We start from the raw sequence: 23,815 nt of genomic DNA on the forward strand, positions 1-23,815 counted from the left end.
ACCGGCAGAGGAAACACCCATGACCACGCTCACCACTCCACCCAGGACCGCACCGCCGCCCGCCGGCCCACGGACGCCCTCCGGCGTCGACAAGTGGCGGCGCCGCATCCCGCTGCTGCCGGCGCTGATCTTCACGATCGTCGTCACGCAACTGCCCTTCGTGGCCACGCTCGTCATCTCCACCTTCCGGTGGAACATCCTGCGGCCGGGCGAGAGGCACTTCACCGGCCTGTCCAACTACACGTTCGTCTTCACCGACGAACGGCTGCGCACCGCGGTGCTCAACACCGTCGTCCTCACCGCCTCGGTGGTGCTGATCAGCGTGCTCCTCGGTCTCGGCCTGGCCGTGCTGCTCGACCGCCGCTTCCCCGGCCGCGGACTGGCCCGCACGATGCTCATCGCACCGTTCCTCGTCATGCCGGTCGCGGCGTCACTGCTGTGGAAGCACGCCATCTACAACCCCGACTACGGACTGCTCAACGGCACCCTGAACACCCTCTACCGGTTCTTCGGAGCCGACCACGGTCCGACGGTCGACTGGGTGTCCACGTACCCGATGCCGGCCGTCGTGGTCTCCCTGGTCTGGCAGTGGACCCCGTTCATGATGCTCATCATCCTCGCCGGCCTCCAGGCCCAGCCCGGTGACGTGCTGGAGGCGGCTCGCGTCGACGGAGCCTCGGCCATGGCCACCTTCCGCCACATCACCCTGCCCCACCTGCGCCAGTACCTCGAACTGGGCATCCTGCTCGGCACGATCTACGTCGTGCAGACCTTCGACGCCGTCTACACCATCACCCAGGGCGGCCCCGGCTCCCGGACGACCAACCTGCCCTACGAGATCTACCTGACCATGTTCCGCAAGTACGAGTACGGCGAAGCGGCCGCCGCCGGAGTCGTCGTGGTTCTCGGCTCGATCGTCATCGCGACCTTCGCCCTGCGCACCATCGCGTCGCTGTTCCGCCAGGAGGTGTCCCGATGACCGCCCGGCTCACGCCCCTGTGGACCTTCGTCGCCTGGCTCGCCACCCTGGCGTTCTTCGCACCGGTGGCCTGGATGGTGCTGACCTCCTTCCACCAGGAGGCCGACGCCGCGACCAACCCGCCCAGCCCCCTCGCCCCGTTCACCTTCGACCAGTACGAAACACTGTTCAGCCGGGACATCACCCCCTTCCTCCTCAACTCCGCCATGGCCAGCGTCATTTCGACACTGCTGGTGCTCGCCCTGGCGGTGCCGGCGGCCTACGCCCTGTCCATCAAGCCGGTCGAGAAGTGGACCGACGTGATGTTCTTCTTCCTGTCCACCAAGTTCCTCCCGGCCATCGCGGCCCTGCTGCCGGTCTACCTGATCGTCAAGGACGCCGGGATGCTGGACAACGTCTGGACCCTGATCGTCCTCTACACCGCGATGAACCTGCCGATCGCGGTCTGGATGATGCGCTCCTTCCTCGCCGAAGTCCCCAAAGAAATCCTCGAAGCAGCCGAAGTCGACGGAGCCAACCTGCTCACCGTCCTGTGGCGGGTCGTCGCGCCGATCGCCCTGCCCGGACTCGCCGCCACCTCGCTGATCTGTTTCATCTTCAGCTGGAACGAGTTCATGTTCGCCGTCAACCTCACCGCCACCCAGGCGTCCACCGCCCCCGTCTTCCTGGTCGGCTTCATCACCAACGAAGGCCTCTTCCTCGCCCGGCTCTGCGCCGCCGCCACCCTGGTCTCCCTGCCGGTCCTCATCGCCGGCTTCGCCGCCCAGGACAAACTGGTGCGCGGCCTGTCCCTAGGAGCAGTCAAGTGAAAGCCGCTGTCATCGAGGCCCCCGGCAAGGTCACCGTCACCACTGTGCCCGACCCCACTCCCGGGCCGCGCGAGGTCGTGGTCGAGGTGGCGGCCTGCGGGCTGTGCGGGACCGATCTGCACATCCTTCATGGCGAGTTCGCACCGACCCTGCCGGTCGTGCCGGGGCACGAGTTCGCCGGGGAGGTCGTGGGCCTCGGCAGCGAGGTGACCGAACTCGCCATCGGCGACCGGGTTGCCGTGGACCCTTCGCTGTACTGCAACGAGTGCCGTTACTGCCGGGTGGGGCGCAACAACCTCTGCGACCGCTGGCAGGCGATCGGCGTGACCGTGGCCGGTGGCGCCGCCGAGTACGCCGTGGCGCCGGTCGCGAACTGCGTACGGCTGCCGGACCACGTGGACGTCCAGGACGCGGCACTGATCGAGCCGCTGTCCTGTGCCGTGCGCGGCTACGACGTGCTCAACAGCAGACTCGGCTCCCATGTGCTGATCTACGGCAGCGGCACGATGGGCCTGATGATGCTGGAGCTGGCCAAGCGCACCGGTGCCGCCTCGATCGATGTCGTCGACGTCAACCCGGAGCGGCTGGCGACGGCCGGGAAGCTGGGCTGTTCCCGCACGGCGCTGTCGGCCGAGGAGTTGGGGCAGCCGGGCGGCTGGGACGTGGTGGTCGACGCGACCGGCAACGCCGCCGCCATCCAGGACGGCCTGGAGCGGGTCGCCAAGGCCGGTACGTTCCTGCAGTTCGGGGTCTCCGACTACGCCACGACGGCCACCGTCTCGCCGTACCGGATCTACAACCAGGAGATCACCATCACCGGTTCCATGGCGGTACTGCACAGCTACGAACGCGCGGCGGAACTCTTCGCCGCCGGAGTACTCGATCCGCGGGTGTTCATCAGCCACCGGCTTCCGCTGGCCCGGTACCCGCAGGCACTGGAACAGTTCGCGGCCGGCCAGGGACGCAAGATCGTCGTACTGCCCTGACCCCACTGGAGTGACGGATGAGGTTCGCGGACCCTGAGCCCGGCTTCTCGTAGGACCGCGAGCGCGACCGGCCGCCGCCCCTGCGGGTCAGCTCGCCGGGGCGGGGCCGGGCGGCAGATGGACCGTCATGATCAGGTGGCAGGTCTCCGTGCCCGCGCCGCGATAGGTGTGCGGGGTGTCGCCGTCGAACGTGGCGGTCTGGCTCGCCTCGACGGTGTGCTCGGTGCCATCGACGATCAGGGTCATCCGTCCGGAGGTGACGCTGACGGTTTCCACGACTCCGGCCTGGTGGGGGTGGCTGGGGTACTCCTCGTCGGGTTCCAGGCGCCAGCGCCAGACCTCGACCGGCGCCGGTCCTGACGTCGTGAGCATCAGCCGGGCCTCGCCGCCGCACTCTCCGGTCCACAGGGGGGCCACGGCCTCGGCGGACACGACACGGACGCGGCCTTCGGGCGATCCCTGCATCAGGGCGGAGACCGAGATGCCGAGGGTGTCGGCCAGCCGGACCAGGGTGGCCAGGTTGGGATTGCCCTGGGCTTTCTCCAGTCCCACCAGGGCGCCCTTGCTGACCTGGGCGCGCCGGCTGAGTTCCTCCAGCGTGAGGCCCGCGCGGATGCGGGCCGCCCTGACGTTGTGCGCGACCGTCCGCAGGGCTGCGGCTGTCTCGGCCACCTGATCACCATCCTCGCTGGAACATTCGGCTGCACCGTCCGGTCGTTTGGTTGACACCGGGCGGTCGTTCTGTTGTACGGTCTGGTCGTTCCACTGAATGGTAAGGGATGTCCTGTGATCGCTCTGCTGCTGGCCCTGGGCAGCTCGCTCGCCCACGGATGCGCCGACTTCCCCGGCGGCTACGGCGCGGGCTCGGCGCGCGCGGAGACCTCGCCGTCGTCGCCGTGATCACCGCCCTCCACCCGGCCGGTACGGTCCTGCCGGCCCGCGGCGTGCTCGCGGAACGGATCCACCGCGGGCGGCTCGTCGGGCTCGGCACCGCCGCCGTAGCGGTCGGCCTGCTGCCCTGACATGAGCGGCTCCGCACCCCTGACCTGAGCGGCCCCGCACCTGTGCATCACCGAACCAAGGCCCGCCCCGACGCGAGAAACGGAAAATCCGCCATGCCCGCCTTCCACCTCACCCCCGCCGTCGCGGACGCCTTCCCCGACACCCTCATCGCCCTGGTCACCGCCACCGGCCTGCGCGGCCACGATTCCTGGCCCCACACCGCCACGGCCGCGGAGGACCTGGAGCGGCAACTCGCCGACGGCACCTGGCAGCCCGCCGACGAGACCGACCCGCGCATCGAAACCTGGCACACCGCCTACCGCTCCTTCGGCACCAACCCCCGCCGCATCCGCCCCAGCGTCGACGCGCTCGGCCGCCGCCTCGCCAAGAAGGGGACGCTGCCGCGCATCAACCCGGCCGTCGACTCCTACAACGCCGTCTCCGTCCGCCACGGCCTGCCCGCCGGCGCCTTCGACCTGGCCCACGTCACCGGGGACGTCACCATCCGCTACGCCGACGGCACCGAGTCCTTCACACCGCTGGGCGAACCCGACACCGTCGAGCACCCCAAGTCCGGCGAGATCATCTACGCGGACACCACCGGCGTCCTGACACGCCACTGGAACCACCGCGACGCCCACCGCACCCGCGTCACCGAGGACTCCACGCACGTCGCCTTCGTCCTCGAAACCCTCCGCGCCACGCACGACGGCGACCTCCTCAAGGTCGCGGCGGAGGAGCTGCGGGGCCTGCTCGCCCCGCATGCCGCGCAGACCGCCGTGTACTTCCTCGGCCCGGCCGAGCCCCGGGCCACCGTCTGAGCTTCTGTCCAGGACCACCGCCCGCGCGAAAGGCAGCCCATGTACCTCCCCAAGCACTTCGTCCCCGACGAGGCCGCGGTCCGTGACCTGCTGGCGAACCAGGGCGCGTCCGACCTGATCACCATGACCCCTGAGGGTCTCGTGGCCACCCTGCTGCCTTTCGAGTACGACCCGGACGCCGGCGAACACGGCGCCTTGATCGGCCACATGGCGCGCGGCAACGACCAGTGGCGCCGGCCGGTGCAGGGCGAGGCCATGGTGATCGTGCGCGGGCCCGAGGCCTATGTGACGCCGTCGTGGTACCCGGCCAAGGAGGAGCACCACCGGGTGGTGCCGACCTGGAACTACATCACCGCGCACGTGTACGGGCAGTTGGTCGTGCACGACGACCCGGCCTGGATCGAGAGCCGGATACGCCGACTGACCGACCGGCACGAAGCCGGGCGCGCCGAGCCCTGGTCCGTCGACCAGGCGCCGGCGAAGTTCGTCGAGCGGCAACTGCGCGCCATCGTCGGCGTCGAGGTGGTCATCAGCCGTGTCGAGGCCAAGTTCAAGCTCAGCCAGAACCAGCCGCAGAGCAACATCGAGGGCGTCGCCGCGGGCCTCGAAGCGCGCGACCGGGCCGACGACGCCGCGGTCGCGGCAGCGGTACGCGCCCACAACCCGCACGCCGCCGAGGCCGGTCGTCGAGAGCGCTGAACCGCTACGAGCTCCTCAGCCGACGTCTGTGCCCGAGAGTCTCCTGGTGACGAGGCCGAGCGCGTGGGCGAGTTGTTCGCGGTGATCCTTCAGCACCTCGGGGGTGATGCCCCGGCCGACCGTCTCACGGGCGAACTCGTCGGCCGCCACCTTGAGCACGGCGTTCATGGTGGCGGCCTGCACGCGCACCTCGAACGTCGCGGGCGGCATGCCCATGCGTTCGGCGAGCACCTCGGTGAACGTCTCTTCCGCGCGCTCCCGGAGCACGAGGTAGGCGGCGCGCAGCGCGGGTTCGTCATGGGTCATGCGGACCACGGCGAGAACCGCCTCGACGTCCTCGCCGGACGAGGAGTCGAGGACGGGCTGGTAGGCCGTGCGCAGGTGCTCGATCAGGCCGACTCCGGGCGGCCAGGCGTGCAGGACCGTCCGGAAGGCGTCGAGCATCTTCGTGAGCAGCGGCTCGACGCAGCTCTCCTTGGTGGGGAAACAGCGCCACAGCGTGCGCTCGGAGACTCCGGCGGCCCGCGCGATCTGCTCGCCGGAGGTGGCGGCCACGCCCTGCTCGGCGAACAGCCGGACCGCGTGGCGGGAGATGTCGAGGCGCTGCCGCCCGCGTTGCTCGTCGCTCACCGGCGGCCGGCCCCGGCGGGGTGCACGACCGCTGTCCACCATGAGGTCCTCCATCAGGCGATCTAAACACGCGGGCGACAGGGGAGACGACTGACCGAAACTTTAATGACAGTTACTGCCAACAAACTGCTACGGTCGGGGCGGCTCGAAGATCGCATGCGGAGATCACAGGAGGAGCGCCATGAGCGTGACCGCCGAGCGACAGCAACTGCCCTTCCCGAGGCCGAACGTCCTCGACCTCGCGCCGCTGTACGACGTACTGCGCCGCGAGGCGCCGGTCACGCCGGTCACCACACCGGCCGGGGACCCCGCCTGGCTGGTCACCCGCTTCGAGGAGGTGCGCGACCTGCTCGGCGACAAGCGTCTCGGCCGCTCCCACCCCGAGCCGGAACGGGCGTCGCGCCTGACGTCCGCCGCGGTCCTGGACGGCCCCACGGGCACCTACGAGACCGAGGAGGCCGACCACACGCGGATGCGCCGGCTGCTGACCCCGGCGTTCTCGGCCAAGCGGATGCGGATGCTCTCCGACCACGTCCAGCACCTGGTCGACACGTGCGTCGACCGGCTGATCACCGAGCACGCCGCCGCCCCCGACCGGGTCGTGGACCTCCAGGCCGGGCTGGCCTTCCCGCTGCCGGTCGCCGTCATCTGCCGGCTGCTCGGGGTGCCCGAGAGCGACCGTGAGCGCTTCGCCTCGCTGTCGGAGCGCATGTCCGACTACACCATCGGCGACGAAGCCCACCGGGCGCGGGACGAGTTCAACGAGTACATGACCTCTCTCGCCGAGACCAAGCGAGCGCGGCCGGGCGAGGACGTGATCTCCGACCTCGTCCGCGCGCAGAGCACCGACGAGGACTACGACTACGCCGACATGATCCAGCTCTGCGTCGGGCTGCTGTTCGCCGGCCACGAGACCACGGTCAACCGCATCGGCCTGGGCACGCTCTTCCTGCTCACGCGTCCCGGCCAGTGGCGGGCACTGACCGCCGACCCCGACGGCCGGGTCAACGCCACCGTCGAGGAGATCATGCGCCTGGGCGCGCCCGGCGACCTCGGGCTGCTGCGGTACGCGCACACCGACGTCGAGGTCGCCGGTGTCACCATCCGGCGCGGCGACGCTGTGATCCTGTCGGTCAACTCCGCCAACCGCGACTCCTCCGTCTACACCGACGCCGAGACCTTCGACCCCGACCGCCCGGAACGCACCCACCTCGGATTCGGCCACGGCGTGCACTTCTGCATCGGCGCGAGCCTGGCCCGGGTGGAGCTGCGCATCGTGTTCGCCACGCTGGCCCGCCGCCTGCCCGGTCTGCGGCTCGGCAAGGAGCTGGACGAACTGGAGGTGCGCACCACCCTCACCGGTGGCGTCACGGAGCTGCCCGTGACGTGGTGAACCCCCGAGGTGATCTGGTGTCAGTGCGACTCACGGGTCACCTCGGAGCCGCTGGAGCCGACGAGGAAGTCGAGGTCGGCTCCGGTGTCGGCCTGGAGGACGTGGTCGACGTAGAGGCGTTCCCAGCCGCGCCGGGGAGCGGCGAAGCCCGTGACGGTGGCCTGGTCGGGGGCCCGGCGGGCGAGTTCGCCGTCCGGCACGTCGACGTCGATACGGCGGGCCTCGACGTCGAGGATGATGACGTCCCCGGTCCGTACGAGGGCGAGGGGGCCGCCGGCCGCGGCCTCGGGAGCCACGTGCAGGACGACCGTGCCGTACGCGGTGCCGCTCATCCGCCCGTCACAGACCCGGACCATGTCCCGGACGCCCTGGGCGAGGAGCTTCTTCGGCAGGGGCATGTTGGCGACCTCGGGCATGCCCGGATAACCCTTGGGGCCGCAGCCGCGCAGCACGAGGACGGAGTCGGCGTCGACGTCGAGTCCGGGGTCGTCGACACGGGCGCGGAAGTCCTCGATGCTGTCGAAGACGACGGCCCGGCCCCGGTGCCGGAGCAGGTGCGGGGATGCGGCGGCAGGTTTGACGAGGGCGCCGTCGGGTGCGAGGTTGCCGCGCAGGACCGCGATGCCGCCCTCGGCGACCAGCGGCCGGGTGCGGGTGCGGATGACCTCGCCGTCCCAGATCTCGGCGTCGTCGAGGTAGTGGGCGAGCGGCCTGCCGGTGACGGTCAGCGCGTCGGGGTCGAGCAGGTCGCGCACCTCGCGCAGGACGGCGAGCAGGCCGCCGGCGCGGTGGAAGTCCTCCATGAGGAAGCGGCCGGCCGGCTGGAGGTCCACCAGGACCGGCACGCGGGAGCCGATGCGGTCGAAGTCGTCGAGCGACAGGTCGATGCCCAACCGGCCCGCGACGGCCAGGAGATGGACGACGGCGTTGGTCGAGCCGCCGATGGCGGCCAGTGCCACGATCGCGTTGCGGAAGGACGCCTCGGTCAGGAACGTCGCGGGCCGCCGGTCGGCGCCCACCATGTCCACCGCCAGCCGGCCGGTGCGGTGCGCGGCCTCCAGCAGTCGGCTGTCGGGGGCGGGGGTCCCGGCCGTACCGGGGACGACCGTGCCGAGCGCCTCCGCCACCAGCGCCATCGTCGAGGCCGTGCCCATCGTGTTGCAGTGGCCGCGGCTGCGGATCATCGCCGACTCGGAGCGGGTGAACTGTTCCTGGGAGAGCGTGCCCGCGCGGACCTCCTCCGACAGTTGCCACACGCCGGTGCCGCAGCCCAGCAGGCCGCCGCGGAAGGTGCCGTTGAGCATCGGGCCGCCGGGGACCACGACCGCGGGCAGGTCCACCGAGGCCGCGGCCATGAGCAGTGACGGGATCGTCTTGTCGCAGCCGCCGAGCAGGACGACGCCGTCGATGGGGTTGGCCCGCAGCATCTCTTCGGTGGCCATCGCGGCCATGTTCCGCCACAGCATGGCGGTGGGCCGCACCTGGGTCTCGCCGAGCGACACCACGGGCAGGTCCAGCGGGATGCCGCCGGCCTCGTACACGCCGTTGCGCACCGAGGCCGCGACCTCATCGAGATGCGCGTTGCAAGGGGTCAGGTCCGAGGCGGTGTTGGCGATGGCGATCTGCGGCCGGCCGCTGAAGGCGTCGCCGGGCACGCCGCGTCGCATCCATGCCCGGTGGATGTAGGCGTTGCGGTCCTGTCCTTCGTACCACTGCGCGCTGCGGAGTCTCTCCATGGAGCCCTTCCGGTGGACGGTTCAGCGGTCTAGATTCCGGAACTCATGAAGCATAAGCAGACTCCGCCCTGCCGCCTGGGCGAGTCACGCCCGTGGTGAGCCGTCGCGTGATGCGCGCGTTCGTCCTGACCGGTCCCGGCGCGTACGAGGTCCAGGAGCTTCCGGCGCCGGTGGCCGGCCCCGGTGAGGTCGTCGTCGATGTCGAGCGAGTCGGTGTGTGCGGCACGGACGCGGAGTTCTTCACCGGCGCGATGGCCTATCTCCACCAAGGCCACTCCACCTACCCGATGCGGCCGGGCCACGAGTGGGCCGGGCGGGTGGCGGCGGTCGGAGACGGTGTCGATCCCGCCTGGCTCGGCCGCCGTGTCATGGGCGACACCATGCTCGGCTGCGGCTCCTGCCGCCGCTGCCTGCGCGGGCGTCAGCATGTGTGCGAGCAGCGGCGGGAGGTCGGCATCCGCGGGGGTGTGCCCGGCGCGCTGGCGGAGCAACTCGCCGTACCGGCATCCTCGCTGCACGCCCTGCCCGATTCCGTCGACGCCGTGCTCGGCGCTCTCGTCGAGCCCGGCGGCAACGCCCTGCGCGCCGCCCGGGCCGCCGCGCCGGCGCCCGGGGTCCGCGCCCTGGTCCTGGGCCCGGGGACGATCGGGCTGCTGGTGGCGATGTTCCTGCGCGCGTCCGGTGCCGAGGTGCACCTCATGGGCGCCACCGAGAGCTCCCTCGCCTTCGCCCGCTCCCTGGGCTTCGAGCATGTGTGGACGGAGGGTTCCGTACCGGACGTGCCCTTCGACGCGGCCGTCGACGCCTCGAACGCCGCCTTGCTGCCGGACATGGCCCTGGAACTGGTCGAACCCGGGGGCCGCCTCGTGTACATCGGGCTGGCCGGCGAGCCGAGCAGGATCGACACCCGCGCGCTCGTCCTCAAGGACGTGACCGCGACGGGTGTCCTGTCCGCCTCCCCCGGCCTCGACGCCACCATCCGGGCGTACGCCGCCGGATCGGTCGACCCCAGGCCGCTCGTCGCCGCCACCGTCGGCCTGGACGAGGTGGGCCCCGTCCTCGCCGGCGAGCGCCCGGCCGGTTCCGGGCCCGGCCCCAAGACCCACGTCGAACCCTGAGGGTCCGCAGTCGGGTCACCGACCGGCTGCCGGTGCCCTGGGGACAGGTGTGCGCAGGGCCAGGAGGGCGACGTCGTCCTCGTTGTCGGCGGGGCGGACGCGGCGCAGCAGGTGGTCGGTGAAGGAGGACAGGGGGCGGTGGGCGAGGGCGGCGGCGTGCCGGCTCAGCCGTTCCAGGCCCTCGTCGAGGCTGTGGCCGGGTGCTTCGATCAGGCCGTCGGTGTACAGCACGAGGGTGGATCCGGGCGGGAGCAAGGTCGTGGCGTCGGGGCGCGGGGTGCCGGCTCCGGCGCCCAGGACGATGCCGTGTCCGTCCGTCAGGTAGCGCGCCAGGCCGTCGCGGCTGATCAGCAGGGGCGGCGGGTGACCCGCGTTCGTCCAGGACAGCTGCCACCGGCCGTCGCCCTCCGCCGCGTCGATCCGGGCGAAGATCATCGTGGCCATGTCGACGTCCGTGATGTGCTGGAGTGCCTCGTCGAGCCGTGTGACGATCCGGCTGGGGGGTTCGTGCTGGGACCAGGCGTAGGCGCGGAGCATGTTGCGCACCTGCGCCATGCCGGCCGCCGCCTCCAGGTCGTGCCCCACGACGTCCCCGACGGCCAGGGCGGTGGACCCGTCGGACATGGGGAAGGCGTCGTACCAGTCGCCGCCGACCTGCGAGGCGTCGGGTGCGGGCAGGTAGCGGACGGTCATCTGGAGGCCCGGGACTCCCGGCATCTGGGGCAGCAGATGGCTCTGCATGGTCTCGGCGACCTTGCGCTGGCGCTGGTACAGGCGGGCGTTGTCCAGGGCGAGGCCGGCCCGGCGGGCGATGTCCTCGACCAGCGGGAGATCGGCCGGAGTGAAGGGAACCGGGTCCTCGGCCCGGCCGAGGGTCAGGGCCCCGAGGACCGCGCGGGTGCTGCGGATGGGCGCGATGGCCGCCGAGTGCATCCCCGTGACGTCGAACAGCCGCCGTTGCTCGACCGCGAGGCCGGAATCCGGTTCGCGCTGGTAGGTGCCGGGCCCGGCCACCGTGGAGGCCACCCCGCGCAGGGCTCTGGACAGGGGCATCGGGGACGCCTCCGGGACGGGCGGCATCGGGCCCTGGAGATCGTCCCGGCGCACCAGGGTGCCGCCGTCGGCGTGGACCACTTCGGAACGCCAGACCTCGTCGTGCTCGGTGATCAGATCCACGATCACCCAGTCCGCCAGCCGGGGCACGACCAGGCCCACCAGGCGGTCCAGCGCCTCGTCGGCATCGAGCGTGGAGGTCAGCCGCGTGGTGGCGTCGGCCAGCAGGGCAAGCCGTTCCAGCTCGGACAGCGGCCTGCCCGTCGGCTCCGGCCGCGGGCTGGTTTCCGGCGTGTGTTCGACGGTGTGGAAGAGCACGAGCGTGCCGGCTCCGTCGTCGCCGATGTCGTACGGGGTGATCAGCCAGGAGATGGGCAGCAGGGAACCGTCTCCGCGTGCGAAGTAGTCCTCGTCGGCCTGGGCGGTCCGCCCGGCGTGGAAGGCCTGCCGCATTCCGCACCGGCTCGTGGGCAGCGGTCGCCCGTGGGCGTCCCGGTGCAGCAGGTCGTGCGCGTCATGACCGAGCAGGTCCTCGGTGGACCGGCCCAGTACGTCCCGGGCACGGGTGTTGGCCGCGAGGATGCGGCCCTCCTCGTCGACGACGTAGGCCCCGGTTCCGATGGCGTCCAGCCTTCCGGTCAGCGAGGTGTCGAGTACGGCCACGGACCGCCGTGCGGGGGTCTCCGTATGCTCCGGCCCTGCCATGTCGTCGCCTCCTTGCTGATCGGCCGCCTCTGTCGACCGTGGGCCTTCCACCGTGGGATGCCCTCCCGTGTTGCATCCCCCGTGTGCCCCGTGGCGTCGAAACCAGCCCCCCGCGTGGCTGCCACCGCTGGGAGCGGCTTGCCGAGAACGCCTGGTGACTGTCCTGGTATGGGTGGAGCGCACCCGGGTAAACGCAGGGCGACAGAGCAACCCCGGCAGGGGCGAACACAACGAAAGAGCATCCGTATGGTCCTCCCGCTTGGGAAGCAGGCGGCAGATCGACCGGGCGCGGACGAGCAGGCCACGCTGCGTTTCGGCGCGGCATGGGGCGACGGCGCGGCAAGCGCCGTCGACGCGCGTCTGGCCCTGCGCGCCTTCCTCGCCCACGGTCCGAACACCGCCCCCGCCGCGATTCCGGCCTCTCTGGCCGTGGACGCCGAACTCGTCGTCAGCGAACTGATCACCAACGTCATCCGGCATGCGCCGGGACCCTGCGAGCTGATCCTGCGACTGTTCCGGGGACAGCTGGCCATCACCGTGCGGGACACCTCGGCGGAGCAGCCCACGGTGCACCAGGGTGACCGGTTCCGCGTCGGCGGCCACGGACTGCGCCTGGTGCACACGGTCAGCGAACGGGTCGCCGTGGCACGCCGGTCCAGGGGCAAGCAGATCACCGCCTATCTGCGGCTGGCCCCGCACGAGCACGCGAGCGCCGGTGCGGGTGCCGGCGCCGGGAGGCCCGGGCCCGTGCTGGCAGCCGGCTGACTCTGGTTTCGGTACGCAGCCGACGGTCTCCGTACGTGGTGGGCGCGCCCCGTAGCCGGTGGGCGCGCCTTAGCCGGTCGGCGCGCCGCAGCCGGTCGGCGCCCCCTAGCCGGTTTGCGCCCCGTAGCCGGTGGACGCCCACCCCCCTACCCGGTCGGCGCCTCGTACCCGGTGGACGCGCCGTACCCGGTAGGCGCGCCGTATCCGGTGGGCGCGCCGTATCCGGTGGGCGCGGCTGCGGAATCAGTTCTGCCGGGCGTGTATGGGGCTGTTGGCGACATCCTCCGGGCACTCCCCGTGCCGCTGGCGCGAGCGCCGGTCGCGCCTCCAGTCGGACGTCGCGAGGGCCAGGGACGCCAGCATGCCGAGGAGGCCGGCGCCCAGTGCGACGGCGAGGGCGCCGCGGTAGTCGTCGCCGCTGCCGAGCACCAGGTAGAAGAGGCCGGGCAGGGCGGCCGTGCCCACCGCGGCGCCGAGCCGCTGCCCGGTCTGGAGGGCGCCGCCCGCCGCGCCCGCCATGTGCACGGGCACGTCGCGCAGCGTCATGGTGATGTTGGGGGAGATCACACAGCCGCTGCCGACGCCGGCCAGGAACAGCACCGGCGCGGCGGCCCAGGGCGCGATGTCGAGAGGCGCGAAGCGGAGCAGCAGCGCGGTGCCGCCCAACCCGGCGATCACGGCCGTGAGACCGCCCACGGTGAGGATGCGGCCGAGCCGGTCCACCAGCCGGCCGGCGACCGCGGCCGCACAGGCCGAACCGAGGGCGAAAGGCGTCACGACGAGGCCGGAGCGGAGGGGGGAGAAGCCCAGGCCGTTCTGGTAGAAGAGCGCGAAGACCAGCCAGACGCCGCTGAAGCCGATGAAGTAGAGCGTGCCGACGCCGGCGCCGACGGCGTAGCCGCGCACGGTGGTGAACAGGCGCGGATCGAGCAGCGGCTGGGTGTCCCGCTCGACGAGGCGACGCTGCCAGCGGCTGAAGCCGAAGAGGATCGCGGCACCGGCGAGGAACATCCACCACAGCCCGCCGAAGCCGCCGGAGCCCGCCTGGACCAGCGGGTACATCAACGCGAGGACACCGAGGCCGAGGAGCACGACGCCGGGCAGGTCCACGTGCTGCCGGCCGGACCGCCGGGTGCGGGGCAGCAGCCGGCGGCCGAGGAGGACGGCGAGGATGCCGATGGGCACGTTGACGTAGAAGATCCACCGCCAGCCCTGGTCGCCGGCGGCCAGGGCGAGGATCAGCCCGCCCGCGAGAGGGCCGACGGCGGACGATATGCCGACGGTGGCGCCGAAGAAGCCGAAGGCACGTCCGCGTTCGGCACCGCGGAACATCTGCTGGATGAGCGCCGAGTTCTGGGGAGCCATGAAGCCGGCCGCCAGGCCCTGGGCGAGGCGTGCCACCACCAGCAGCGTGATGCTGGGGGCCGCCCCGCAGGCCGCGCTGAAGATCACGAAGCCGCTGAGGGCCAGCAGGAAGATGCGGCGCCGGTCCAGCGCGTCTCCGAGGCGGCCGGCGGTGACGAGCGCGAGGGCGAAGGCGAGAGCGTATCCGGACACCACCCACTGCACCTGCGCGGGAGAGGCGTCCAGGCCGCGCTGGACGGAGGGCAGGGCGACCGCCACGATCGACACGTCCAGCAGGCTCATGAAGCCGGCCACCAGGGTGACCCACAGGGCCCGCCACCGGTGCGGATCCGGCTCGTACCCGGCCTCCCGCGCGCCCTGGTTCGGGTCGCCCGCCGCTGACGCTGTCACATGGGCTCCTCTCACCGGGTAGGCACCCGAGGTAGGCATCCCAGGTGTGCACCGGCGAACCAAGTTCCCCCTCCGGGGCAGGGACACACCACGGCCGGCGGGCGGGCAGTGCTGGTCCCACCGCGAGCATCGACCGTCACCCACGGTAGTCATTCGAGTGCCGCGCGAAGGTGTCCGTTTGAGCGCGCGAGATCTGTGCAGGCGTTGTGGTTGGCACAGACGACCGGCGAAAGGAACGACGTGATGGCGGCGCCCGACAACGACGAGTCGGTGGATCCGGCAGCCGTGAGACGACACCGGGTGCTGTTCCGGGCGATCGAGAAACGACGCCGTCCGAAGCTGCGCCGCAGCGACATCACCGTGACCGACGAGGCGGCGGTCAAGCGCGCCACCAAGGCCGCCGCCCTCGGCAACGCGATGGAGTGGTACGACTTCGGCATCTACAGCTATCTGGCCTCGACCATCGGGAAGGTGTTCTTCCCCTCGGGGAACGACACGGCCCAACTGCTCAGCTCCTTCGCGACGTTCGCGGTGGCCTTCCTGGTACGTCCCCTCGGCGGAATGGTGTTCGGGCCGCTCGGTGACAAGGTCGGCCGCAAGCGCATCCTCTCCCTCACCATGATCATGATGGCGGTGGGGACCTTCGCCATCGGCGTCGTCCCCTCGCACGCCGTCATCGGTCTCTGGGCCCCGGCCCTGCTGATCTTCTTCCGGCTGGTGCAGGGCTTCTCGACCGGCGGGGAGTACGGGGGCGCCTCGACGTTCATCGCGGAGTACGCGCCCGACAAGCGGCGCGGTTTCTTCGGCAGCTTCCTGGAGCTGGGCACGCTCGCCGGCTACGTCGGGGCCTCCGGCCTCGTCGTCGTCCTCCAGACCCTCCTCAGCGACGACCAGATGCTGGCGTGGGGCTGGCGCATCCCCTTCCTGGCGGCGGCCCCGCTCGGCCTCATCGGCCTCTACCTGCGGCTGAAGCTGGACGAGACGCCCGCCTTCCAGAAGCTGGAGGGCGGCCAGGTCAAGGCGAGCGAGGCCGCCGAGGCCGTGGAGACCTCGGCCGCCGCCGACCTCGGCAAGATCTTCACCCGGTACTGGCGGCCGCTGCTGCTGTGCCTCGCGCTGGTCGCGGCGTACAACATCACGGACTACATGCTGCTGTCGTACATGCCGACGTACCTGTCCGACGAGCTGGGCTACGAGACCAACCACGGGCTGCTGATCCTACTGCTCGTGATGGTGCTTCAGATGTGCGTCATCAACCAGGTCGGGCGGCTGTCGGACCGCTTCGGGCGCAGGCCGCTGCTGATGGCGGGGATGCTCGGGTTCCTCTTCTTGTCCGTGCCGTCCTTCCTGCTCATCCGGCAGGGCAGTGTCGTCCTGATCGCCCTGGGGCTACTGCTGTTGGGGCTCTCCCTGGTGACGATGCTCGGCACGATGTCGGCGGCGCTCCCGGCGATCTTCCCCACCCATGTGCGGTACGGCTCCCTCTCGGTGGCCTACAACCTGGCCACCTCGATCTTCGGCGGTACCACTCCCCTGGTGATCACCGCCCTGATCAGCGCCTTCGACTCGACCCTCATGCCGGCCTACTACTCCACGGGTGCCGCGGTCATCGGCGTCATCGCCGTCCTGTGCATGAAGGAGACCGCCAACAAGCCCCTGGCCGGTTCCCCGCCGTCCGTCGAGACGCGGGCCGAGGCCGCGGAGATCGTCGAGGCACAGGCCCCTCGGCCCAGGTTCTGACCTTCCGTCGGACGGCTGCGGTTCTTCGCGTCACAGGCCCGGGGCAGCGGCGGCGGTCGTACAGGCCGCCGCCGCTATCCCCGGGTCAATACACCTAGGACCTGCGCCCCGTCGTCGAGGCGAAGCCCAGCCAGGTGTGCCGGTTGTTCCACCAGCACCAGCCGACCTTCGGGGCGTTGCGCCGCTCGCGGCCGTCGCGCCCGGTGCCGTTGCTGATCCAGATCGCCGGGGTGCGGGCGTCCATGCTGCCGTTGGGCTTGCGCAGCCGGGACCCGATGGTCATGAAGCAGCGGTTGCGCTCCAGGGCAGCCGGCTCCTGGAGCACCCAGTGGATGCCCTCGGTGAGCAGCAGCGGGGTGCGGTCCTCCTTGGTGAGGGCGGGCAGTGCCTCGTCCGGGCTCCAGTTGGCCATGTGGTCACCGCGGTCGACGCCGGTGACGACGTAGAGCGCGGCGTCGGGCACTTCGACGGCGGAGGGTCTGAACTCGTCGACGTCGGGCATGTCGAGGACGACAAAGCCCGGTTTGCCGTCGCGGCGCAGCAGCGGCGCCAGGGCGGAGGCGGGGACCCTGTCCGGGTGCACGGCCAGCAGGGCGCCCTCGCCGTCGGTCCCGGCGGCGAACGTACGGATCTCGTCGGCGGACAGCCCGGCGATCTCGTGCACCCCCAGTTCGATCAGCCGCTCGGCCTGCGCGCTCAGGGCCGGGAGTGCGGGGAGGACGGTGGACGTGTCGGGCGTGGCGTCGGGCACGATGCTCCCATGGTCGGTGACGTGGGCGAACTCATGTCCAACGAGCCGGTCTGCCGGGACGTTCCCGCGACGGATCACTTCTCCAGGAAGGCGAGCAGTGCCGAGTTGACCTCCTCCGCGTGGGTCCAGAGCAGTCCGTGCGGGGCGCCCTCGATCTCGACGTAGTCGGCGGCCGGGAGAGCCTTGTGGAACGGCCTGGCGGTGCCTTCCACGGGGAGGATGCGGTCGCCCGTGCCGTGCAGGATCAGGGCCGGCACGTCGATCGCCGGGATGTCGGCCCGGAAGTCGGTGTACCAGGTCGACGGCGCGGCGGCCGCCGCGTAGAAGCCGCCGCCCGCGGCGACGTTCCAGCTGTTGCGGACGGCCTCCTCGCTGATCCGGGTGCCGAGGTTCTCGTCGAGGTTGTAGAAGTCCTTGTAGAAGTCCGTGTAGTACGCGTAGCGGTCGGCCTTGACGGCCGCGACGATCCCGTCGAAGAACTCCTTCGGGGCGACCCCCTGCGGGTTGTCGTCGGACTTGAGCAGGCAGGGCTCCAGCGAGGCGAGGAAGGCGACCTTCGCGACCCGGCCGGAGCCGTACCGGGACACGTACCGGGCGACCTCGCCGGTGCCCATCGAGAACCCGACGAGGACGGCGTCCCGCAGGTCGAGGGTCTCCATCACGGTGTTCAGGTCGGCGGCGAAGGTGTCGTAGTCGTAGCCGGTCGCCGGCTGGGCGGACTGCCCGAAGCCGCGCCGGTCGTAGGTGATCACGCGGTAGCCGGCGTCGAGCAGCACGGCGGTCTGCCGCTCCCAGGAGTGGCCGTCGAGCGGAAACCCGTGGATGAGGACGACCGGCTGCCCGGATCCGTGGTCCTCGTAGTACAGGTCTATGGCGGTGGAGTTCTCCTGGCCCACGGTGATGTACGGCATGTGTTGCTTCCTCGTTTCCGGGTGGCTGGTGAGGGACCCGGCAACGCTAGGCCCGGAGTCGTGCGGCCGCTTGCCTGGGAGCGCACCGGTGCTTGACCGGGAGCGCACAGGAGCAGTCGTTCGGAGATCGTTGACCCCTCGTCGCCGACGCGACCGGCGTGACACCATCGCCGCATGGAAGGGTTTTTGACGTCTGATCAGATCGACGCCCGTAAGTCCCGCGCTCTCGCCGCGGCCGTCGCCGCGGGTCGTGATCTCGGGCTCACGGTGACCGACGCGAGGGTGATCTACGACGTGTTCTCCGTCGTGGTGCACCTCGCTCCGTCGCCCGTGGTGGTGCGGGTGCCGACCGTCCTGCCGGCGTACTCCGGCCCCGAGTCGCAGGCGGCGGGGCAGCGGCTGGAGCTCGATGTGGTGGCGTGGCTGGCGGAACAGGGGCACCCGGTGATTCCGCCGAGTCCGCTCGTGCCGCGCGAGCCCGTGCAGCGGGACGGTTTCTCGATGACGTTCTGGCAGTTCGTCGAGCTGGACCAGAGCGTCGAGCCCGATTACGTGCACCACGCCGGCCTGGTCGCCGACCTGCACGCCGCGCTGCGCTCGTACCCGGGTGAGCTGCCGTTCCTGTCGGCGGCCGAACCGCGGTTCGTCTCCGAGGGACTCGCCGCGCTCGAAGGGCGGCCCGACCTGCTGGCCCCGGCCGACCTCGACCGCGCGCGGCGCGAGTGGGACGTCCTGGAACCCGTCATCAGCTCACGCGCGGGGTTCGAGGCGGCGTTCCCGGGCATCGAGTTCCAGCCGATCCACGGTGACTCCCCCGCGGCCAACATCGTCTCCGCCAAGGACGGCGAGCTGTACTCCGACTTCGAACTGACCACGTTCGGACCGGTCGAGTGGGACCTGGCGGCACTCGGCCCCGAATGCGAGGCCGCCTACAACGCGGCCGCCGAACGCCGGGGCCTGCGGCGGCTGGACGAGGGGGTGCTGCGCGTCGTCAACGCCGTGGGCATGTCCCGCGCGGTGGCGTGTCTCGCACTGGCGCCGCAACTGCCCATGCTCGTCGACGCGTTGCAGCCGGCCGTCGAACAGTGGCGGACGATGCCGTTCGCCGGTGGCCTGGGCGGCTGAGCGAGAGGCGGCCGGCTCCGCTCACTCGGGCAGGGGCCGGTCGTCCACGATGTGTTTCATGACGAGGGTGGAGTTCAGGCGCTGGACGCCGGGCAGCCGGGCGAGCTGCTGGTCGTAGAGCTGCTGGAAGGCGGCCAGGTCGGTGGTGGCGACGCGCAGGAGGTAGTCGGGGTCGCCGAACAAGCGCTGCGCCTGGAGCACGTGCGGGACCGCGGCCACGCCTTCCTCGAACGCGGAGACGGTGTCGGCGTCCTCCCAGCGCAGGGTGACGAAGACGAGCGCCTCGAAGTTGAGGCCCACGGCGGCCGGGTCCACGACGGCACGGTAGCCGCGGATCGCGCCCTCGCGTTCGAGGTCGCGCAGGCGGCGGTGGCAGGGCGAGACGCTCAGTTTCACCCGGGCGGCCAGCTCGGTGACCGTGAGACGGCCGTCAAGCTGGAGCTCGGTAAGAATTTTCCGGTCCAGGGCATCCATGGGGAAGATTCTGCCCCAGATGGCGCGATCAAGGAGTAAAGAAGGGAACACTTTCGGGCTGATCCGACCTAGCCTTCCTCTCGCGACAAGGCACGTGAGAGGGACCGATCGATGGAAACGACGACGCTGGCGGCATTCCTGGCAGTGGATCTGCTGCTGGTGTTCACCCCCGGCGCGGACTGGGCCTATGCGATCACGGCGGGCGTCAGGGGCCGGTCGGTCGTCCCCGCGGTCGCCGGGCTGATAGCCGGATACGCCGGATACACCCTGCTCGCGGTCGCGGGCCTGGTGGTGATCGTGGCGAACTCGGCGAGCCTGCTCACCGCGCTGACCCTGGCCGGGGCGGGCTACCTGGTGTGGCTCGGCTGCGGCGTGCTGAGGCAGCCTGCCGTCCTGACGGCCTCCGACGACGAGGCGGGCTCCTCCCCCTTGCGGGTCATGCTCAAGGGAGCCGGGACCAGCGGACTGAACCCGAAGGCGCTGCTGCTGTACTTCTCGCTGTTCCCGCAGTTCATCGACCCCGCGGGCGGCTGGCCGGTCGCCACGCAGACCGGCCTGCTCGGCACGCTGCACATGACCGCCTGCGCCGTCGTCTACCTCTCCGTCGGAGTCCTGGCCCGCACCGTCCTGAGGACCAGACCCGCCGCGGCCCGGGCGGTCACGCGTGTCTCCGGCGCTCTGATGATCGCCATCGGCGGGTTCCTGCTGGTGGAACGCCTGACCCGCTGATGATGCGCTCCTCGCGGTGACTGACCGTCAGGGCGTCTCCGGATCCGGCGGGAGCGGTGGCGGGAAGCCGCGAGGGGTGGTCGGCGGTCCTCCCTGAGATGATGGCCGGGAAGCGGCAGGGGGTCACATCCGGAGGCACCGTGCAGGGACCCGTACCGGAGGACTTGACGGTCGTCGTCGACGCCCGTGGGGTGATCACGGTGTGGAGCGACGGCGCTCGACGGCTGCTCGGATACGAACCCGACGAGATCGTGGGCCGGGGCGCCGCGCGCCTGCTCGCCGCCGACCTGCCCGGCGCCACGCGACGTCATGTGGCCGGCGGGCAGCGCTGGGCCGGTGAGGTCGCGCTGTGGCACCGGGACGGCGACCGTGTCGTGGTCCGGCTTCAGGGCACTCCGATGCTGGGCGCGGACCGCAGACGGCTCTGGCTCGTCACCGGCGCGACCCTCGCGCACACGGCGAGGCGGGCCGGGCACGGAGCCCTGCCCCTGTGGGACCTCACACTCGCGCAGCTCCCCGTGCCGGTGGCGGTCTACGACCGTGAGGCCCGGCTCGTGGCCGCCAACGAGATCATGACCCAGGTGATGGGCAGGTCCGAGGAGGAGATGAAGGGCCTGACGCTCTGGGAGATCGAGCCCAGGCCGCCCTTCGACACGTACGACCGCCTCCAGCGCGAGGTCCTGCGCACCGGCGAGATGGTCTTCCACGAGGAGCACGGCCAGGCTCCGGGCGAGACCGGGCCGCATGCCTGGTCGATGTTCATGGCGCCGCTGAAGGACGAGACCGGTGCGGTACAGGGCATGTCCGCGACCGTGTTCGACACCACGGAGCAGTACTGGGCCCGCCGCCGGCTGGCGGTGCTCAACGACGCCGGCCTGCGGATCGGGAGCACCCTGGACGTGACCCGGACGGCCGAGGAGCTGGCCGAGGTGGCCGTGAGCGGATTCGCGGACTTCGTCACCGTGGACCTGCTGGAGTCCGTCGCCCTGGGCGACGAGCCGGAACCGGTGCCGCTGGACGCGCCCGTCACCGTGCGGCGCACCGCGCAGCGGTCGGTGCTGGAGGGCTGCCCGGAGTCGGTGGTCGCCTCGGGCGACGCCACGTTCTACCCCGTGGACACGCTGCCGGTGCGGACGCTGGCCGCCGGCCGGGGCTCGCGGCATCGGCCGGGAGACCCGGGGCTGCGGGAGTGGATCAGGTCCTCCCCGGCCCGCGCCGAGTCGGTGTCCAGGCACATGATCCACTCGGTGATGCTGGTGCCGCTGCGCGCCCGCGGGGTGACCCTGGGGCTGGTGCACTTCCTGCGGCACCGGACGGCGGAGCCGTTCAGCGAGGACGATCTGCTGCTCGCGGAGGAGATCGTCGCCAGGGCGGCGGTGAGCGTGGACAACGCCCGCCGCTACACCCGGGAACGCCGGACGGCGCTGGCACTTCAGCGCAGCCTCCTGCCCGACCGGCCGCCGGACCTGGCGGCGATGCAGGTCGCCTACCGCTATCTGCCGGCCGGTTCCGGAGCTGACATCGGGGGCGACTGGTTCGACGTGATCCCGCTGTCCGGCACGCGGGTCGCCCTGGTCGTGGGCGATGTGGTGGGACACGGCATCCAGGCCTCGGCCACGATGGGCCGGCTGCGGACCGCGGTGCGGACGCTCGCGGATGTCGATCTCGCCCCCGACGAGCTGCTCACCCAGCTCGACGATCTCGTCATCCGGATCGACCGGGAAGAGGGCCCGGAGGCGCGCGGGCGGGCGGCGGAGACCTCGGGACAGGTCGGCGCCACCTGCCTGTACGCCGTCTACGACCCGGTGTCCCGCCGCTGCACGATGGCCCGGGCCGGGCATCCGCCGCCCGCCCTGGTCACGCCCGACGGCGCCGTACGGTTCCTGGATCTGCCGACCGGGCCGCCGCTGGGTGTGGGCGGCCTGCCGTTCGAAGCCGTCGAGGTGCCGCTGGAGGAGAACAGCCTGCTCGCCCTCTACACCGACGGGCTGATCAACGCCGCCGACCACGACATGGAGGCCGGGCTCGCCCTGCTCCGCGAGGCGCTGGGCAACCCGGCCGGGGAGCTGGAGGAGACCTGTGAGCAGGTGCTGCGCACGGTGCTGGCCGGCCGTCCCGCCGACGACATCGTGCTGATGCTGGCCCGGACCGCCGCGCTCGACGCCGGTAAGGTGCGCACCTGGCAGCTGCCGCCCGACCCCGCGGCCGTGGCCCGGGCCCGCAGGATGGCGGGCGAGCAACTGGCCGCCTGGGGGCTGGCGGAGGCGGAGTTCACCACGGAACTCATCGTCAGTGAGCTGGTCACCAACGCGCTGCGGTACGGCGGCGCGCCCATCGAACTGCGGCTGATCCGCGACTCGGCCCTCATCTGCGAGGTGTCCGACGGCAGCAGCACCGCCCCCCACCTGCGCCGGGCACGCGTGTTCGACGAGGGCGGACGAGGCCTGCTGCTCGTCGCCCAGCTCTCCGAACGCTGGGGCAGCCGCCAGACCCCCACGGGCAAGACCATCTGGGCGGAACAGCCGCTGCCGGGAGAGGCCGGCGGGGCTCGTGATCAGTACACCTAGCGCGTGTCGACGATGCCGCCGGTCACCGCGATGACCTCGCCGACCGTGTAGCTGGAGTCGGCGTCGGAGGCGAGGTAGACGTACGTCGGTGCGATCTCCTCGGGCTGGGCCGCGCGTTCCAGCGGGGCCTCGCTGCCGATCTGGGCGAGTCCGTCCGGCGGCATGTGCTGGTCCGCCTCGTTGAGCGGCGTCCAGGTCGGGCCCGGCGCGACCACGTTCGCACGCACGCCGCGCTTGGCCAGGTGCACGGCGACGGACTTGGTCAGGGTGATCAGCGCGGCCTTGGACGCCGCGTAGTCGATCATCGTCGTACTGCCCTTGAGCGCCTCTTCGGTGGCCGTGGCGATGACGGCGTCGCCGGGCTCCAGGTGCGGCAGCGCCGCCATGAGCAGGTGGAAGTACGCGTAGACGTTCGTCTTGAACGTCAGGTCGAAGTCCTCGGCGGTCAACTGGTCGAGTTCGAGCTTGCTGTTGAGGTACGCGGCGTTGCTCACCAGGATGTTCAGCCCGCCGAGCTCCGCCGCCGTCCGTTCGACGGCCTCGCGGCAGAACTCCGGGTCGGTGAGGTCGCCGGGCAGGAGCAGGCAGCGCCGGCCCTGGTCCTCGACCTCGCGCCGGACGCGCTCCGCGTCCACCTGCTCCTCGGGAAGGTGGACGATGGCGACGTCGGCGCCCTCCCGCGCGTACAGCAGCGCCACCGCCCGCCCGATACCCGAGTCGCCGCCGGTGATCAGCGCGGCCTTGCCCTCCAGCTTGCCGCTGGCCCGGTAGCGGCTCGCCCGGTAGCGCGGCCGGGTGCGCATATCGGCCTCGAGGCCGGGCCGCTGCTGCTTGTCGGAGTCGTAGGGCGGGTCGGGCTCGGACACGACCTGCGGTGCGGACCGTTCCTGCTCGGGCTGCACGGGATTTCCTTTCGCCGGTGTCGTCCACGGCGCGGCCGTTCACCTCGGGTCACGCCGTTTCTTCCCCGCACCGCGTGCCCACATCGGCGGCAGGCATGTTCCCCGTTGTCGCCCGGCAGGCATCGCGCCGACCGGCATGGCCGCACCCGCAAGGGGTACTCAGTC

21 protein-coding genes and 1 pseudogene are annotated in these 23,815 nt (G+C 71.4%); 13 read left to right on the top strand and 9 right to left on the bottom strand.

What is annotated here, in order from left to right; genetic code table 11:
* Positions 1-19 precede the first annotated feature (19 nt).
* From CP976_RS05855 to CP976_RS05865, 3 genes are read left to right on the top strand one after another with little or no spacing between them, the layout of a single operon-like run.
* Entirely contained in the window at positions 20-979 is a 960-nt protein-coding gene (locus CP976_RS05855; RefSeq protein WP_150479353.1) for a carbohydrate ABC transporter permease, read from the top strand.
* Positions 976-1,788, top strand: a complete 813-nt coding sequence (locus CP976_RS05860) for a carbohydrate ABC transporter permease (RefSeq protein WP_150479354.1) — start codon at positions 976-978, stop codon at positions 1,786-1,788. The genes CP976_RS05855 and CP976_RS05860 overlap by 4 nt, the downstream gene beginning before the upstream one ends.
* Entirely contained in the window at positions 1,785-2,774 is a 990-nt protein-coding gene (locus CP976_RS05865; RefSeq protein ID WP_150479355.1) for a zinc-dependent alcohol dehydrogenase family protein, read from the top strand. Before CP976_RS05860 ends, CP976_RS05865 begins: the two co-directional genes overlap by 4 nt.
* An 87-nt stretch (positions 2,775-2,861) precedes the next feature.
* Here CP976_RS05865 and CP976_RS05870 read toward each other — a convergent pair whose 3' ends face one another.
* On the bottom strand, positions 2,862-3,446 hold the full coding sequence (locus CP976_RS05870; protein WP_150479356.1) for a helix-turn-helix domain-containing protein: 585 nt from the start codon (positions 3,444-3,446) through the stop codon (positions 2,862-2,864).
* 191 nt (positions 3,447-3,637) lie between these two features.
* On the opposite strand from CP976_RS05870, the pseudogene CP976_RS44460 reads away from it, so the two are divergent.
* The 3 genes and pseudogenes from CP976_RS44460 to CP976_RS05885 form a co-directional block, all read left to right on the top strand.
* Positions 3,638-3,796: pseudogene (locus CP976_RS44460) on the top strand (EamA family transporter); the annotation flags it as partial.
* 93 nt (positions 3,797-3,889) lie between these two features.
* Positions 3,890-4,597 carry a B3/B4 domain-containing protein gene (locus CP976_RS05880; RefSeq protein WP_150479357.1) on the top strand — a complete coding sequence of 236 codons (708 nt, stop codon included), beginning with the start codon at positions 3,890-3,892 and terminating at the stop codon, positions 4,595-4,597.
* Positions 4,598-4,636: 39 nt separating this feature from the next.
* The gene (locus tag CP976_RS05885) at positions 4,637-5,296 is read left to right on the top strand and encodes an FMN-binding negative transcriptional regulator (RefSeq protein WP_150479358.1); all 660 of its coding nucleotides are present in this window, start codon (positions 4,637-4,639) and stop codon (positions 5,294-5,296) included.
* Between the two features lie 15 nt (positions 5,297-5,311).
* Here CP976_RS05885 and CP976_RS05890 read toward each other — a convergent pair whose 3' ends face one another.
* A complete protein-coding gene (locus CP976_RS05890; RefSeq protein ID WP_229876540.1) occupies positions 5,312-5,968 on the bottom strand; it encodes a TetR/AcrR family transcriptional regulator in 657 nt (218 codons plus the stop codon).
* A 139-nt stretch (positions 5,969-6,107) separates the two neighbouring features.
* On the opposite strand from CP976_RS05890, the gene CP976_RS05895 reads away from it, so the two are divergent.
* Complete coding sequence (locus CP976_RS05895; protein WP_150479359.1) at positions 6,108-7,319, top strand: cytochrome P450; 1,212 nt, start codon at positions 6,108-6,110, stop codon at positions 7,317-7,319.
* A 20-nt stretch (positions 7,320-7,339) separates the two neighbouring features.
* Here the strand turns inward: CP976_RS05895 and CP976_RS05900 are convergent, their stop codons facing one another.
* A complete protein-coding gene (locus CP976_RS05900) occupies positions 7,340-9,055 on the bottom strand; it encodes an IlvD/Edd family dehydratase (protein ID WP_150479360.1) in 1,716 nt (571 codons plus the stop codon).
* A 110-nt stretch (positions 9,056-9,165) separates the two neighbouring features.
* On the opposite strand from CP976_RS05900, the gene CP976_RS05905 reads away from it, so the two are divergent.
* Positions 9,166-10,173: a zinc-dependent alcohol dehydrogenase gene (locus CP976_RS05905; protein ID WP_150479361.1), complete on the top strand. Its 1,008-nt coding sequence runs from the start codon at positions 9,166-9,168 to the stop codon at positions 10,171-10,173.
* A 15-nt stretch (positions 10,174-10,188) separates the two neighbouring features.
* On the opposite strand, the gene CP976_RS05910 is transcribed toward CP976_RS05905, so the two are convergent.
* Positions 10,189-11,931, bottom strand: a complete 1,743-nt coding sequence (locus CP976_RS05910; protein WP_150479362.1) for a SpoIIE family protein phosphatase — start codon at positions 11,929-11,931, stop codon at positions 10,189-10,191.
* A 246-nt stretch (positions 11,932-12,177) separates the two neighbouring features.
* Between CP976_RS05910 and CP976_RS05915 the strand changes: the two genes are divergently transcribed.
* Positions 12,178-12,696, top strand: coding sequence for an ATP-binding protein (locus tag CP976_RS05915; protein WP_150479363.1), 519 nt, complete (start codon positions 12,178-12,180; stop codon positions 12,694-12,696).
* A 243-nt stretch (positions 12,697-12,939) separates the two neighbouring features.
* On the opposite strand, the gene CP976_RS05920 is transcribed toward CP976_RS05915, so the two are convergent.
* A complete protein-coding gene (locus CP976_RS05920) occupies positions 12,940-14,490 on the bottom strand; it encodes an MFS transporter (RefSeq protein ID WP_150479364.1) in 1,551 nt (516 codons plus the stop codon).
* 204 nt (positions 14,491-14,694) lie between these two features.
* Here CP976_RS05920 and proP point away from each other — a divergent pair, with 204 nt between their 5' ends.
* Positions 14,695-16,191: a glycine betaine/L-proline transporter ProP gene (proP, locus tag CP976_RS05925; RefSeq protein WP_150479365.1), complete on the top strand. Its 1,497-nt coding sequence runs from the start codon at positions 14,695-14,697 to the stop codon at positions 16,189-16,191.
* Between the two features lie 94 nt (positions 16,192-16,285).
* Here the strand turns inward: proP and CP976_RS05930 are convergent, their stop codons facing one another.
* Together CP976_RS05930 and CP976_RS05935 are read right to left on the bottom strand one after the other, a co-directional pair.
* Positions 16,286-16,942 carry a DUF5701 family protein gene (locus CP976_RS05930; RefSeq protein WP_150479366.1) on the bottom strand — a complete coding sequence of 219 codons (657 nt, stop codon included), beginning with the start codon at positions 16,940-16,942 and terminating at the stop codon, positions 16,286-16,288.
* 74 nt (positions 16,943-17,016) lie between these two features.
* On the bottom strand, positions 17,017-17,853 hold the full coding sequence (locus CP976_RS05935; RefSeq protein WP_150479367.1) for an alpha/beta fold hydrolase: 837 nt from the start codon (positions 17,851-17,853) through the stop codon (positions 17,017-17,019).
* A gap of 174 nt (positions 17,854-18,027) precedes the next feature.
* Between CP976_RS05935 and CP976_RS05940 the strand changes: the two genes are divergently transcribed.
* The gene (locus tag CP976_RS05940) at positions 18,028-18,978 is read left to right on the top strand and encodes a phosphotransferase (RefSeq protein WP_150479368.1); all 951 of its coding nucleotides are present in this window, start codon (positions 18,028-18,030) and stop codon (positions 18,976-18,978) included.
* 21 nt (positions 18,979-18,999) lie between these two features.
* On the opposite strand, the gene CP976_RS05945 is transcribed toward CP976_RS05940, so the two are convergent.
* A complete protein-coding gene (locus tag CP976_RS05945; protein ID WP_150479369.1) occupies positions 19,000-19,452 on the bottom strand; it encodes an Lrp/AsnC family transcriptional regulator in 453 nt (150 codons plus the stop codon).
* Positions 19,453-19,563: 111 nt separating this feature from the next.
* Here CP976_RS05945 and CP976_RS05950 point away from each other — a divergent pair, with 111 nt between their 5' ends.
* Entirely contained in the window at positions 19,564-20,181 is a 618-nt protein-coding gene (locus CP976_RS05950) for a LysE family translocator (RefSeq protein WP_150479370.1), read from the top strand.
* A gap of 140 nt (positions 20,182-20,321) precedes the next feature.
* Entirely contained in the window at positions 20,322-22,748 is a 2,427-nt protein-coding gene (locus CP976_RS05955) for a SpoIIE family protein phosphatase (RefSeq protein WP_150479371.1), read from the top strand.
* Here the strand turns inward: CP976_RS05955 and CP976_RS05960 are convergent.
* A complete protein-coding gene (locus tag CP976_RS05960) occupies positions 22,745-23,650 on the bottom strand; it encodes an SDR family oxidoreductase (RefSeq protein WP_150479372.1) in 906 nt (301 codons plus the stop codon). The genes CP976_RS05955 and CP976_RS05960 overlap by 4 nt on opposite strands.
* Between the last annotated feature and the right edge of the window lie 165 nt (positions 23,651-23,815).

It is taken from the genome of Streptomyces coeruleorubidus, from assembly GCF_008705135.1.
Taxonomy (GTDB): domain Bacteria; phylum Actinomycetota; class Actinomycetes; order Streptomycetales; family Streptomycetaceae; genus Streptomyces; species Streptomyces coeruleofuscus.

Excerpts from the sequence above, each read along its gene's own strand:
- CP976_RS05855 (WP_150479353.1), top strand. The coding sequence starts at position 20 with ATGACCACGCTCACCACTCCACCCAGGACCGCACCGCCGCCCGCCGGC.
- CP976_RS05860 (WP_150479354.1), top strand. The coding sequence starts at position 976 with ATGACCGCCCGGCTCACGCCCCTGTGGACCTTCGTCGCCTGGCTCGCC.
- CP976_RS05880 (WP_150479357.1), top strand. The coding sequence starts at position 3,890 with ATGCCCGCCTTCCACCTCACCCCCGCCGTCGCGGACGCCTTCCCCGAC.
- CP976_RS05885 (WP_150479358.1), top strand. The coding sequence starts at position 4,637 with ATGTACCTCCCCAAGCACTTCGTCCCCGACGAGGCCGCGGTCCGTGAC.
- CP976_RS05890 (WP_229876540.1), bottom strand. The coding sequence starts at position 5,968 with ATGGTGGACAGCGGTCGTGCACCCCGCCGGGGCCGGCCGCCGGTGAGC.
- CP976_RS05895 (WP_150479359.1), top strand. The coding sequence starts at position 6,108 with ATGAGCGTGACCGCCGAGCGACAGCAACTGCCCTTCCCGAGGCCGAAC.
- CP976_RS05900 (WP_150479360.1), bottom strand. The coding sequence starts at position 9,055 with ATGGAGAGACTCCGCAGCGCGCAGTGGTACGAAGGACAGGACCGCAAC.
- CP976_RS05905 (WP_150479361.1), top strand. The coding sequence starts at position 9,166 with ATGCGCGCGTTCGTCCTGACCGGTCCCGGCGCGTACGAGGTCCAGGAG.
- CP976_RS05910 (WP_150479362.1), bottom strand. The coding sequence starts at position 11,931 with ATGGCAGGGCCGGAGCATACGGAGACCCCCGCACGGCGGTCCGTGGCC.
- CP976_RS05915 (WP_150479363.1), top strand. The coding sequence starts at position 12,178 with ATGGTCCTCCCGCTTGGGAAGCAGGCGGCAGATCGACCGGGCGCGGAC.
- CP976_RS05920 (WP_150479364.1), bottom strand. The coding sequence starts at position 14,490 with ATGCCTACCTCGGGTGCCTACCCGGTGAGAGGAGCCCATGTGACAGCG.
- proP (WP_150479365.1), top strand. The coding sequence starts at position 14,695 with ATGGCGGCGCCCGACAACGACGAGTCGGTGGATCCGGCAGCCGTGAGA.
- CP976_RS05935 (WP_150479367.1), bottom strand. The coding sequence starts at position 17,853 with ATGCCGTACATCACCGTGGGCCAGGAGAACTCCACCGCCATAGACCTG.
- CP976_RS05940 (WP_150479368.1), top strand. The coding sequence starts at position 18,028 with ATGGAAGGGTTTTTGACGTCTGATCAGATCGACGCCCGTAAGTCCCGC.
- CP976_RS05945 (WP_150479369.1), bottom strand. The coding sequence starts at position 19,452 with ATGGATGCCCTGGACCGGAAAATTCTTACCGAGCTCCAGCTTGACGGC.
- CP976_RS05950 (WP_150479370.1), top strand. The coding sequence starts at position 19,564 with ATGGAAACGACGACGCTGGCGGCATTCCTGGCAGTGGATCTGCTGCTG.